General features: G+C 70.1%; 9 protein-coding genes. 6 read left to right on the forward strand and 3 right to left on the reverse strand.

Annotated elements, in window-relative coordinates; translation table 11 throughout:
* Window positions 1-114: 114 nt before the first annotated feature.
* From GWK61_RS45975 to GWK61_RS45985, 3 genes are all read left to right on the forward strand, one after another.
* Window positions 115-1,371 carry a hypothetical protein gene (locus GWK61_RS45975; RefSeq protein ID WP_194919114.1) on the forward strand — a complete coding sequence of 419 codons (1,257 nt, stop codon included), beginning with the start codon at window positions 115-117 and terminating at the stop codon, window positions 1,369-1,371.
* A 69-nt stretch (window positions 1,372-1,440) separates the two neighbouring features.
* On the forward strand, window positions 1,441-2,754 hold the full coding sequence (locus GWK61_RS45980) for a class I SAM-dependent methyltransferase (protein ID WP_228564052.1): 1,314 nt from the start codon (window positions 1,441-1,443) through the stop codon (window positions 2,752-2,754).
* Between the two features lie 43 nt (window positions 2,755-2,797).
* Window positions 2,798-3,313, forward strand: coding sequence for a pyridoxamine 5'-phosphate oxidase family protein (locus GWK61_RS45985; protein WP_194919116.1), 516 nt, complete (start codon window positions 2,798-2,800; stop codon window positions 3,311-3,313).
* Window positions 3,314-3,392: 79 nt separating this feature from the next.
* Here the strand turns inward: GWK61_RS45985 and GWK61_RS45990 are convergent, their stop codons facing one another.
* Window positions 3,393-4,385 (reverse strand): pirin family protein, encoded by a 993-nt coding sequence (locus GWK61_RS45990; RefSeq protein ID WP_194919118.1) that lies wholly within the window; start codon window positions 4,383-4,385, stop codon window positions 3,393-3,395.
* 464 nt (window positions 4,386-4,849) lie between these two features.
* Here GWK61_RS45990 and GWK61_RS45995 point away from each other — a divergent pair, with 464 nt between their 5' ends.
* The 3 genes from GWK61_RS45995 (at window position 4,850) to GWK61_RS46005 (ending at window position 8,257) form a co-directional block, all read left to right on the forward strand.
* Window positions 4,850-5,773 carry a phosphotransferase family protein gene (locus GWK61_RS45995; protein ID WP_194919120.1) on the forward strand — a complete coding sequence of 308 codons (924 nt, stop codon included), beginning with the start codon at window positions 4,850-4,852 and terminating at the stop codon, window positions 5,771-5,773.
* 12 nt (window positions 5,774-5,785) lie between these two features.
* Window positions 5,786-6,739, forward strand: a complete 954-nt coding sequence (locus GWK61_RS46000) for a phosphotransferase family protein (RefSeq protein WP_194919121.1) — start codon at window positions 5,786-5,788, stop codon at window positions 6,737-6,739.
* 66 nt (window positions 6,740-6,805) lie between these two features.
* Window positions 6,806-8,257, forward strand: coding sequence for an amidase (locus tag GWK61_RS46005; protein ID WP_194919124.1), 1,452 nt, complete (start codon window positions 6,806-6,808; stop codon window positions 8,255-8,257).
* Window positions 8,258-8,299: 42 nt separating this feature from the next.
* Here the strand turns inward: GWK61_RS46005 and GWK61_RS46010 are convergent, their stop codons facing one another.
* Together GWK61_RS46010 and GWK61_RS46015 are read right to left on the reverse strand one after the other, a co-directional pair.
* Complete coding sequence (locus tag GWK61_RS46010; protein WP_194919126.1) at window positions 8,300-9,709, reverse strand: M1 family metallopeptidase; 1,410 nt, start codon at window positions 9,707-9,709, stop codon at window positions 8,300-8,302.
* Window positions 9,706-13,140: Pls/PosA family non-ribosomal peptide synthetase (locus tag GWK61_RS46015; RefSeq protein WP_194919128.1), on the reverse strand; the 3,435-nt coding region annotated here is incomplete at its 5' end. The genes GWK61_RS46015 and GWK61_RS46010, both read right to left, overlap by 4 nt.

Here is a 13,140-nt window from a genome sequence, read left to right on the forward strand (position 1 = left end):
CGGTGGGGTGGTGTGCGCGCTGTGCCGGGCGGGGTCGGGGCACAGTGGCGGGGCCTGCACCGTCGTGATCCGCTGTGGTAGAACGAATCAGAACTCGGACACAAGCGGGGGACGATGAACAAGGCAGCGGTGCTGGCCCAGCTGAAGCAGGCCGGATCGGACTCCCGCCACCGGGACCGCGTCTGTGCCGAGGTGGCCTCGGCCCTGGTCGCCGTCGGTGTCGAACCCGATTTCGACGTCACCACCGGCGACTTCGCCGACGACGCGGCGCTCATCTGTGCCGACCGCTACTGGCAGCTGCGCCTGATCGACCAGCCCGGCATCGCCACGGCCGCGCGGTGTGCCCGCTGGCTGGAGAACCACGTCGCCGCGCCGGTGCGCCACCAGATCGAACACCGCTGGGCCCTGGGCAACGGCTTCGTCACCCGCAGCAGCGTCGAATCCCCCGCCGAACTCGCCGAAGCCACCGCGGCGCTGCTCGCGGCCCCTGCCACCAGCGAAACCGTCGCCCTGTTCGCGGCGCTCTACCACGCCGGCAAACTGCGGGCCAACCGTGCCTTCGACGCGCTGCGCATGTTCCTGGACGCCTCGCCGCTGCTGGAAGCCGCCGGCGCGCGCCGGGAGGATCCGGCGGTGACGGCGCTGCGGTCGCTGGCGGCATTCGGCAGCCGTGCCATGACCACCGATTACGCGATCAGGCTTCTGGATGTGGCGTGGCGGGCCCCGGACCGGACGCGTGAAGTGGTGGACGTGTGTGTGCAGGGCATATCGGATGCTGTGCCGTTCGACGGTCAGGGCGTGTTGTTGACCGAACGTGCGTCCGAGGCCGTCGCGGCCTATCAGGCGGGCGCCGACCACATCTTCCGCTACCGCCTGGCCTGCGGGCTGCACCTGTGCCATCGCCCCGATGAGGCGCTGGTCGCCATCGACGAGGCTTTGAACCTGCTGCCGGCGATCGGTGGCCGGGTCAGCCACGAGCTGCTCCAGCAGCAGTACCTGACCAAGCGCGAAGCCATTTTGGAGGGCCGGCTGCGTGCGCAGTGGTCGGCCGAGCAACGCGGCCGCTGGGAGGCGCAGGAGCGGGCGAACGCGGCGATCCAGAGCACTTTGCAGTCCTCGACGGTGCGGGCGGTGGAACTGGTCGCGATCTTCACCGCGGCCATCGCTTTCGCTGTCGGTTCGTTGCAGGTCACCCTCAACGGCAACCTGCATCTGCGGGACCGGATCTGGCTGGTCGTCGCGCTCGGTGTCGGCCTTGCGGTGTTCGCGTTGCTGACCATCGGCGGGACGTGGTATCTCACGAGCCGGCCGTCTGGTTCGTCACACACCGGCCCCTCACGCCGCGCTCACGGCCCTGATGTGGGCGCGTAGCCGACGAGAATCCGCAAAGGGTGGCGCGGCTGTAGCGCTTTGGCGGGTATGACGATGCAAAATAGTTGCATGGGTACCAAGACCACTGTCGCATCCGTGTTCAGGCCCCTGTTGAGCGTCGTGTTCGGGTCGGCGCCGCCGCCGGTGCGGTTCGAGTTCTGGGACGGCAGTTCGTTGGCTCCGCGTGATGGGCGCGTTGTCGGTTCTGTCCTGGTGCGGTCGAAGGACGCGCTGGGTCATCTGGTGTGGGCGCCGGGTGAGCTGGGGTTGGTGCGGGCTTTCGTGTCCGGGGCGTTGGATTTCACCGGGGATCTGTTCACGGTGCTGCGCTCCTTGCAGCAGTCGGCGCCGCACGATGCGGCCCTGGGTGCTCAGGCGGCGGCCAAGGCGCTGGGTGTGGCGGCGCGGGCGGGCGCGTTGCGGTCCCGGCCGGAGCCGCCGGAGCAGGAGGCGCATCCGCAGGGCCGACTGCACAGCAAACGCCGTGACTCCGAGGCGATCACGCACCACTACGACGTCGGCAACGAGTTCTACGAGCTGGTGCTCGGGGAGTCGATGACGTACTCCTGCGCGCGGTTCGTCTCCCCAACCGATGACGGCCGCCAGGGCCCGGACGCCTCGATGGCGCTGGTCGACGCGCAGGCCGCCAAGCACGACCTGATCTGCCGCAAGCTGGGCCTGGACCGGGGCCCGGGCATGCGGCTGCTGGACGTGGGCTGCGGCTGGGGTTCGATGGCGATCCACGCCGCCACGCACTACGACGCCCGCGTCGTCGGCATCACCATCAGCTCCGCCCAAGCCGACCTGGCGCGCAAGCGCGTCGCCGCGGCCGGGGTCAGCGACCAGGTGGAGATCCGGCTGCAGGACTACCGCGACCTCGGCGGCGAGCAGTTCGACGCCGTCTCCTCCATCGGCATGTTCGAACACGTCGGCGGCGAGCGCACCGCGCAGTACTTCGACACGCTGCGCTCCCTGCTGGGCCCGGGCGGGCGGCTGCTGAACCACGCGATCTCCAGCCCCGGCGGCTCCCGGATCAGCGGCCGCAGCTTCATCGGCCGCTACGTCTTCCCCGACGGGGAACTGCTGGACGCCGGCGTCACCGCCGCGGCGATGCAGCAGGCCGGGTTCGAGCTGCGCGACGTGGAGGCGCTGCGCGAGCACTACGCGCTGACGCTGCGGGCGTGGGTGGCGAACCTGCAGGAGAGCTGGGACCGGGCCGTGGACCTGGTCGGCGTCGGACGGGCCCGGGTGTGGCTGCTGTACATGACCGGCTCGGCGCTGGGTTTCGAGGACGGCGGCATCGGGATCCACCAGGTGCTCGGCGTGGTCCCGGACGACACCGGGGCGGCGCGGATGCCGGCGTCGCGGCGCGGCTGGATGTGACCGGCACGCCGCCGGTCACATCCGGTGACTACAGTGGCGTGCCATGACGGACCCGACGGACACGGACCTGGCGGGCATCGCGCAGGGGATCATCGACGCGAACGTGTACGTGACCATCGCCTGCGTCGACGAACACGGCTCCCCCTGGGCGAGCCCGGTGTTCTACGCCACCGGCGACGCCGTCGACTTCTACTGGATGTCCTCCCCGCTCACCCGCCACTCCCAGGCGCTGGCCGTCCGGCCGGAGGTCAGCCTGCTGATCTTCGACTCGACGGCCGCGCCGGCGACCGGCGACGCCCTCGTCATGACCGCGCAGGCGGCGCAGATCGCGGACGAGGACACCGAGGCGCTGGCGCGCGCCTTGGCCGTCTACCCCGGGCCCGCTGGGCGCGGCGGGCGGCCGGTGCGCCTGGAGCAGGTCAGCGGGGCCTCGCCGTATCGGATGTATCGGGCCACGGCGCGGGAGTGGTTCGTGCAGTGCCCGTGGGGCGACGGGGGCTGTGTGGCGCACGGGTGGAAGTACGACCACCGGATCGCCGTGGACCTGGCCGCACCGTGACGCGATGCTCGTGACATAGCTAAGGAAATACTTGAGGGAGCCCGCGCCCGCGTGGCTCCCTCAAGTCGTCATGCCCCGATCACTCAGCCGGCGGCGTGTCGCCGGGCTGGATGTGCGGGATCGCATCGGTCGGCTCCACGCCCATCTTGCCGGAGCGGAAGTCCAGCAGCGCCTGCCGGATCTCGTCCTCGGTGTTCATCACGAACGGGCCGTAGTGCACCACCGGCTCGCGGATCGGCTCGCCGCCCAGGACGATCACGTCCATGGTCGGGTGGCGGGAGTCCTGCTGCTGGTCGGCGGCGATGACGACGGAGTCGCCGGGGCCGAACACGGCGGCCTGCGCGGAGTGCACGGGGCGGTCCTCGGCGCCGACGGTGCCGCGGCCGTTGAGGACGTACACCAGGGCGTTGAAGTCCTTGCGCCACGGCAGCTCCACGCGCGCGCCGGGGGTGATGGACAGGTGCGCCAGGGTGATCGGGGTGTGGGTGACGCCGGGGCCCTCGACGCCCTCGATGCCGCCGGCGATGACGCGGACCAGCGCGCCGCCGTCCTGGGAGGAGGCCAGGCCCACCTGGCCGCTGCGGATGTCCTGGTAGCGCGGCGGCGACCACTTCTTGGCCGCGGGCAGGTTCACCCACAGCTGGATGCCGTGGAACCAGCCGCCGGACTGCACCAGCTTCTCCGGCGGGGTCTCGATGTGCAGCAGGCCCGAGCCGGCGGTCATCCACTGGGTGTCGCCGTCGGTGATGACGCCGCCGCCGCCGTGGCTGTCCTGGTGGATGAACGTGCCGTCGATGATGTAGGTGACGGTCTCGAAGCCCCGGTGCGGATGCCACGGCGTGCCCTTCGGCTCCCCGGCGGCGTACTCCACCTCGCCCATCTGGTCCATCATGATGAACGGGTCCAGGTACTCGGTGCGGATGCCGGCGAACGCCCGGTTCACCGGGAAGCCCTCGCCCTCGAAGCCGCTGGGGGCGGTCGCCACCGCCAGCACGGGGCGCGGCACGGCGTCGATGGCGGGGGCGGCGATGCGGGGCAGCGCCAGCGGGTTCTCTACGGTCACAGCAGGCACGGCAGCCTCCAGGGTTTCGGTCGGGGCGGAGTCGCGGTCACTGGTCTCCAACGTAGTTGAATGTTAAATATTCCAGCTACGCGGAGCACGCGCCCTACCTGCGAAAGCCTAGCCGGGAGGGGGCGGAGCGCATGTCGCCCGGGCCCTCGTCCTCGGCGGCCTCGGCGCGCGCCGGGCGGACAGCCCGGTGAGGAAACGGCTGTGACCCGACACCCCGAACCCCCTGCCTTCCAGACACCTTCCAGACAAAGCGGAAACGTCGAAAAGCAGGAATTCAGGACAGGAAATTGTCCACGCGAACACCCAGGCCCTCGGCCGTGGCCTCCCGTACCAGGTGAGAGGCCACGGCCAGCGCTGAGCTGCCGCCAGGCCGGTTCAGCGCCGGACCGGATCAGCGCCGCTTACGGCGCGCGCTGCGGGAAAGTCGCGTGCGTCAGTGAACTGCCGGCGCCTAGCATGCGCGGGTGGATCTTTCCCATCTGGGCGTGCCGACGGGGCCGATGACGCGCATCCACGGAGGGTTCGCCAACCGGATGTACCGTCTCGACACCGAGCGGGGGTCGTTCGCGGTGAAGGAGCTGAATCTCGTCGATCGCCGCTGGGCCTATCGGGTCGAGGATGTGTTCAGGTTCGAGCGGGCGGCGTTCGAGGCAGGGATCCCGATGCCGGAGCCGGTCTCGGCCAGCCACGACACGCTCGTCCACCAGTGGGTCGAGGGTGAGACGGTCCCGGAAGCACCGGTGGCGGCGGAGTACGCGTTCGAGGTCGGGGAGATCCTGGCACGCATCCACGCGCTCGACGTCGCGTGGACAGACGCGCCGTCCGAGGAACCTACGTCACGGGACTGGCCCGAGTTGGCCGCGCGGGCGGTGGCGACCGGGCAGCCGTGGGCCGACGAACTCGCCTCGCGGGTCGAGACGTTCCTGGCGATCGCCGACTTCGTCGACACCTGCGAACGGCCGGGCCCCGTGGTGCTGACGCACAGGGACATCCAGCCGTGGAACCTGCTCGCACGGCGGGGACGGCCGGTGGTGCTCGACTGGGAGCTGTCGGGGATGCTCGACCTGTCCGGCGAGCTCGGCTCGACCGCGCTGAGCCTGGCTAAGGGGCCTGGTTTTGAGGGCATCGAGCGTGACATCTTCCGGACGGTCCTCGACGGCTACGTCGCGGGGGGCGGGGCGCTGCCGGCGGCAGGTCCGAGCTGGTTCGTGTACATCGTCGGCGGCTGGCTGGGGCACACGCGGTGGAACATCCTGCGATGCCTCGCCGGGGTCGAGGCAGGTACCGGCCCTGGCCTCGCGCTGTCGCACGAGTCGGTGCGGAACGGCCTGCGCGGCCTGCCTGATCTGTTCGGGCGGCTACCGGAGCTTCAGGCACTACTGATGTGAGGGAGTGACGCGGTGACGAATCACGATCAGGCGGCCGCCCTCCGACCGTCAACGCTGGCCTGGGTACAGCGGCACCTGCAGGCCGGCGAGCAGATCATCGGATGCGAGGCGCTGCGCGGCGGGATCACCGCCGAAATGCGAAAACTGACCATCGGCGCGCGGGACGGAAACACCCGTGAGCTGGTGCTGCGATCCTACGTCGACCCGTACTACGTCGAGCGCGCGCAGGACTCGCTGATCAGGGAAGCCGAGGCGCTGACAGCGCTTGCCGGGTCCGAGGTGACGGCTCCCAGGCTCGTCGCTGTGGATTCGAGCGCCGAGCATCCCTCGCTGCTCATGACCCATCTGCCGGGGCGGACTGTGCTCGACGACGACGGAGTACAGACGCGCGTGCCTCTGCTGGCGCGGCAGTTGGTGGCGATCCACGCGGTACGGCCCGCCGAACGGCCGCGGAAGTACGTGGCGCTGACCACCGCCGAAAGCGTCGTGACCCCGAAGGGAGCCGACGCGGCGGCATGGGCTGCGGCCAAAGATGTGATCCGCAAGCCCACGCCGCCCTATGAGGGGCGATTCCTGCACCGCGACTTCCAACCCGGCAACGTGCTGTTCGACGAGCCGCCCCCAGAGGAGGCAACCACACGGATCACGGGGGTTGTTGACTGGGCTACGACCTCCTGGGGTCCGGCAGACCTCGATGTGGCGCACTGCTCAGCAAATCTGGCGCTCCTGCACGGCCCCGAATGGGGTCTGCGATTCGCCGAAGCATACGAGCAGGCTGGCGGGGCGCTCGCCGCAACCGCGAGCGAGCGGCTGTACTGGATGGTGCGGGACCCGCTGGCGCTCTCAGAAGAACTGAGCGTGGTGTCACAGCCATGGCGCGAGGCCGGCAGGACAGACCTGACCACACGAGCCGTAGAGCAGCGACTGAACGCCTACGTCACCGCCCTGATAGACGCCCTGGGCTGAGCCAACAATCCTGTTGTATAAATCAGCATTTTATGGCCTCTTTCAGAGACAGATACGGTCGGAATCATGCAGCGGAAACACCAGACGGCCGAAGAACTCCTCGCCGCCCTGCGCGCCGGCGAAGTGACCTCGACCGAACTCACCGACGACGCGATCGCCCGCATCGAGCAGGACGACAAAGCGATCAACGCGATCTGCGTACCGGACTTCGACCGCGCACGCGCCGCCGCCCACGACGCCGACCAGGCACGCGCTCGTGGCGAAGACCGGCCGCTGCTCGGGATTCCGGTGACCGTCAAGGAGTCCTACAACATGGCCGGACTGCCCACGACCTGGGGCATGCCGCAGCACCGGGACTTCGTCCCGGTCGAGGACGCGCTGCAGGTATCGCGGCTCAAGGCCGCAGGCGCCGTGGTGCTCGGCAAGACCAATGTGCCGCTGGGGCTACAGGACATCCAAAGCTTCAACGACATCTACGGCACCACCAACAACCCCTGGGATCACGCTCGCACGTCAGGCGGATCCTCCGGCGGATCGGCCGCAGCCCTGGCCTCCGGATTCGGCGCACTGTCCATCGGCTCCGACCTCGCCGGATCGCTGCGCACCCCCGCACACTTCTGCGGCGTCTACGCACACAAGCCGACGCTCGGGCTCGCGACGTACCGCGGCATGACCCCGCCTCCCGCACCGGCACTGCCGGGCGAACCCGACCTCGCCGTCGTCGGACCCATGGCTCGAACCGCGCGCGACCTCACTCTGCTGCTCGACGTCATGGCCGGACCGGACCCGCTGACGCTCGGCGTCGCGCACAACCTGGCCCTACCGCCGGCACGCCACCAGCGACTCGGCGACTTCCGCGTCCTGATCGTCGACGAGCACCCGATCATCCCGACCGGATCCGCAGTGCGCGCCGGCCTGGACCGGGTCGCCGACGCACTCCGCAGCAGCGGCGCTCGCGTCGAACGACACAGCCCACTGCTGCCCGACCTGACCGAAGCCGCAGTGCTCTACACACAGCTGCTGTTCTCAGGCTCCGCCGCACGTCTCCCGGCCGATGTGTACGAACAGCTGCAGGACCACGCCGCCGCCCTGACCGCAGACGACCACAGCCTCGACGCGACACGCCTGCGCGCGATGGTGTTCAGCCACCGGGACTGGATGGAGGCCAACAACAAGCGTGAACTCCACCGCCACCACTGGCGGCAGCTCTTCACCGAGTTCGACGCCGTGGTCTGCCCGATCACGCCCACACCCGCGTTCCCACACGACCACAACCCCAACACGCTCGCGCGCCGGGTAGATATCGACGGCACCGAGTACCCGTACTTCGACCAGCTCGTCTGGGCCGGCCTGGCCACCATGCCGGGACTGCCCGCCACCGCCGTACCGACAGGACGATCCCCCGAGGGACTGCCGGTGGGAGTGCAGCTCATCGGCCCGATGTTCGAGGACCGGACTCCGCTGCGGCTCGCCGAGCTGCTTGAGGAGGAGATCGGTGGGTTCCAGGCTCCGGAGTAGGAACGCTTCTGCTTCGTGGTTAAAGGCGAATCGCCTGCCCCGTTACCGCGGCAGCGCCGGCAACGCCCCCGTATACAACCACCCGTCGAAGAACTCACTCATATCCCGCCCCACCACCGACGACACCAGCTCCACGAACTCCGCCGTCGACACCGTCGAATGCCGGAACCGCGCCGTCCACTCCCGCAACGCCGCGAAGAACACCTCGTCGCCGACCGTCACCCGCAGCGCGTGCAACGTCAACGCGCCACGCTTGTACACCCGGTCGTCGAACAAGTCCGCCGCGCCCGGGTCGGCCAGCACCAGATCCTGCGGCAGCCGCGCCAAACGGCCATGCCACATCCGCGCATGCTCCGCCGCCGAACGCCCACCCGAGCCCTCCGACCACAACCACTCCGCGTAGCACGCGAAGCCCTCGTGCAGCCAGATATCCCGCCAGTCACCCAACGTCAGACTGTTCCCGAACCACTGGTGCGCCAGCTCATGCGGAATCAGGCGCTCGCCATCCGCGTCGGCGTCGCCCTCCACGTGGTTGCTGCCGAACATCGACACACCCTGGGCCTCCACCGGGATGTCCAGGTGATCCTCCGTCACCACCACCGTGTACGCCCCGAACGGATACGGCCCGAACAACCGGCCGAACAACGCGATCATCGCGTCCTGCGCCGCCAACGCCTCCACCGCCGCCGCCATCCGCCGCGCCGGAGCCACCACAAACAGCGGCACCCCGCCAGCCGTCCCCGGTAACTCCACCCGCTGATAATGACCGATCTGCACCGTCGCCAAATACGTCGCCATCGGCACGTCCTGCACGAACGTCCACGTCGACGACGACCCGCTGTGCGCCACACCCGCCAGCCGGCCGTTCGCCACCACCCAGTACTGCGACGCCGTCATCACCTGAATCCGATACGTCGCCTTGTCATCCGGCCGGTCATTACACGGAAACCACGACGGAGCCCCCGTCGGCTGCGACGCCACCAACACCCCGTCCGCCAACTGCTCCCACCCCAGGCCCCCGTACCGCGAAGACGTCGGACGCGGCGCGCCCCGGTACACCACCTCCACCACCACCTGCTCCCCCGCCGCCACCGGCGCCGGAAGCACCACCTTCAGCTTCTCCTTGCGGTGCTCGAAGCGCAGTCGGCGGCCGTCCTGCAGTATGACCCGGTCCACCCGCAGGTCCGCGAAATCGAACACCAGCGACGACAGCGCCGACGTCGCCCACACCGTCACCACCGCCACGCCCGACAACCGGTTCGACCCCACCCGGTAATCAAGCGTCAGCTCGTAATGCTCGACGACGTAGCCGTCATTGCCGCGCCGCGGAAAATACGGCGCCGCCGTCGTCCGCCGCGCACCGACACCGGCGCTCGCGCCAACACCGCCGCCAGCCCGCGCGCCAGCACCCGCCCCCGCACCAGCAGTACCGGACACCAGATCCCCGCTCATGCCCGACCCGGCCACGGCGCGATCGGATTCCCCTGCCACCGCGTATGCGCCGGCACCGACTCACCCCGCATCACCAACGACGCCGGACCCACCGTCGCCTGCGCCCCGATCTCCGCCGCCGGCAGAATCACCCCCTGCGGACCCAACGTCGCCCCCGCGTCCAGGCGCACCACATCCATACTCATCACCCGGTCATGGAACAGATGCGTCTGCACCACACACCCCCGATTCACCGTCGAGGCATCCCCCAACACGATCAAATCCGCCTCCGGCAACCAGTACGTCTCACACCACACGCCACGACCCACCCGCGATCCCATCGCCCGATGCCACACGTTCAACGGCGCCGTCCCCAACCACGTCTCCGCGAACCACGGAGCCGCCACCAACTCCACGAAGTTGTCCGCCAACTCGTTGCGCCACACGAACGAACTCCACAACGGCTGATCCGATACCCGGATCCGCCCGACCAAAGCCCACTTCGCCACCACCGCGACCAGACCGGCCAGCACCCCCGCCGCCAAAAACACCAGACCGCCCAAAAGCACCGCCGCCGCCACACCCCAAGACCGCGCCAGCTCCGTCACCACCGCCACCGACAACAACGCCACCCCGGCCGTCACCATCATCGGCACCAGACGACACAGCTCAATCGTGGCGCGCGCTGCCATCAGACGGCGCGGCGGGTTGTACGTCAACGAGTCGTCGACGTCCTGGCCCGGACGCCGCAACCGCTCCGGAGGCATCCCCAGATACGACTTACCCCGCTTCGCCTTCTGCGGAGCCGCCGACAACACCCCGACCAGGCTCTCCTTCGGCAGCTTGCGCCCCGGCGCCACCATCCCGGAGTTGCCCACGAACACCCGCTTGCCGATCCGCGCGTGCCCCACGCGCAGCCAGCCGCCGGCCATCTCGTACGGCGCGATCATCGTGTCGTCGGCCAGGAACGCGCCGTCGTTGACCGTGGTCATGGCGGGGACCGCCAACACGGTCGACATCTCCACGCCCCGACCGACCCGCATGCCCAGCACCCGCAGCCACGACGGCGTCAGGATGCTCGCATACAGCGGATACAGCCACACCCGGGCCATCGCCATCAGCTGCAACGTCGCCCAGGTCTGCCACGCGCGGCGGCTGTGCAGGGGATGGTCGCCGGCGCTCATGCCCACGCTCAACGCCCGCACACACGCCAACGTCAGCAGCGCGTAGCAGATCACGAACACCGGCGTCGCCGGCACCAGACCCACCAGCGCCCAGCCGAAGCCCTGCCACACCGTCGACGTGCCCTGCACGAACGCCGCCACGATCAGCAACGCCGGAAGCGCCGCGATCAGCGGGAACAACGCCAGCCCGACCGCCGTCGACCCGTACACCCACGTCCACAGCCGCGAACGCCGCGCCACACCCGGAGGACGCTCGGCCTTGCGCAACCGCACTGCCGGCGACCCCGCCCACTCCTGACCGGCCGGCACCACGCCGGCGACCGACGAACCCGGCGCGATCCGCGCCCGCTCACCGATCCGCGCCCCCGGCAACAGCAGCGACCGCGCACCCACCGAAGCGTTCGCGCCAATCCGCAACTCGCCCACGCGCACCCGGCCGCCATCCACCCAGAAACCAGTCAGGTCCACCTCGGGCTCCACCGAGGAACCCTGATCCATCCGCAGCATGCCCGTCACCGGCGGCGGCGAATGCAGATCCACACCCGGACCCAACCGCGCCCCCAACGCCCGCGCGTACAACGTGTTCCACGGCCCCGTCACCGTCGTCAACACCCCGATACGCCACGCCAACTGCTCCGCCGCCCACAACCGCAGATGCACCGACCCGCCCCGCGGATAATCACCCGGCCGCAGGCCCCGCACCAGCAACCGCACGCCCCCCGCCGCCAGCGCGATCCGGCCGGGAGGGGAGACGAACAGCACGAACCCCGCCGCCACCAGCCACCACGACACCTGCGGCGCCCACGGCACGTCGACCAGATTCCCCAGCCCCGCCAACAACGTCAGCCAGCGCACCGCACCCAACGTCGCCAACGGCACCATCGCCGCCACCTGTACGGCCTGCGCGCCGCGGCTGACCGGCGCCACCTCCGGCACCGACTCCGCGACCTCGCCGTCTACGGCTTCTGGCGCCAAAGCCATCAACCGCGCCGCCAACTCGCCCAGCGTCGGATTGTCATACACGTCGCGCACCGTCACGGTCGGATACCGCGACCGCAGAATCGACACGAACCGCGCCGCCACCAGCGAACTGCCGCCCACATCGAAGAAGTCGATCTCGGGGCGCACCGGGCGCTCGCCCAGCAGCGTCGCCCAGCGTTCGGCCAGCCAGTCCTCGGCGACCGTCAGTTCCGCCGCCTCGACCGGTTCCTCGACTCCGGGCAACGGCCATGGCAGCGCGTTGCGATCCACCTTGCCCGACGTGCGCACCGGCAGAGCGTCGACCACCGCGATCCGCGGCACCAGCGCCGCCGGCAACTGCTCGCCCAGCGTCGCGCGTGCCGTCGCCGTGTCGAAGCCCGCGGCGTTGGGCACGACGTAGCCGACCAGGATCTCCGCACCACCGGCGGTCTTCTTCACCGCCGCCGCGGCACCGGCCACGCCGGGCAACGCCTGCAGGGCCGCGTCCACTTCGCCCAGCTCGATCCTGCGGCCGCCGAGCTTGACCTGCTCATCGGCCCGGCCCAGGAAAACCAGGCCCTCCGGATCGGCGCGGACCATGTCGCCGCTGCGATACGCGCGGTCCCAGTCCATCGACTTCAGCGGCGCGTACTTCTCGGCGTCCTTCTCCGGATCCAGATACCGCGCCAGGCCCACGCCGCCGATCACCAGCTGGCCCGAGCCGCCCATCGGCACCGGCTCCTCCAGCTCGTCGACGACCACCAGCTCCCAGCCGTCCAGCGGCAGCCCGATGCGCACCGGGCTCTGACCGGTCAGCTGCGCGGCGGTGGCGACCACCGTCGCCTCGGTCGGGCCGTAGGTGTTCCACACCTCCTGGCCCGTCACCGCCAGGCGCTCGGCCAGCTCCGGCGGGCAGGCCTCGCCGCCGAAGATCAACAGCCTGACGTCGGCCAGCGCCTCCACCGGCCACAGCGAGGCCAGCGTCGGGACCGTCGAGACCACGGTGATGCCGTTCTCCACCAGCCACGGGCCCAGGTCCACGCCGCTGCGCACCAGCGCCCGCGGCGCCGGGACCAGGCAGGCGCCGTTGCGCCAGGCCAGCCACATCTCCTCGCAGGAGGCGTCGAAGGCCACGGACAGGCCCGCCAGGACGCGGTCCGAGGTGCCGATCGGGGCGCCGCTCAGGAACAGGCCGGCCTCGGCGTCGACGAAGGCCGCCGCGTTGCGGTGGGTGACGGCGACGCCCTTCGGCTTGCCGGTCGAGCCGGAGGTGAAGATGATCCAGGCGTCGTTGGCGAGGGTGGGTGG

Origin of the sequence: Catenulispora rubra, from assembly GCF_015356825.1 — a bacterium.
GTDB lineage: Bacteria > Actinomycetota > Actinomycetes > Streptomycetales > Catenulisporaceae > Catenulispora > Catenulispora rubra.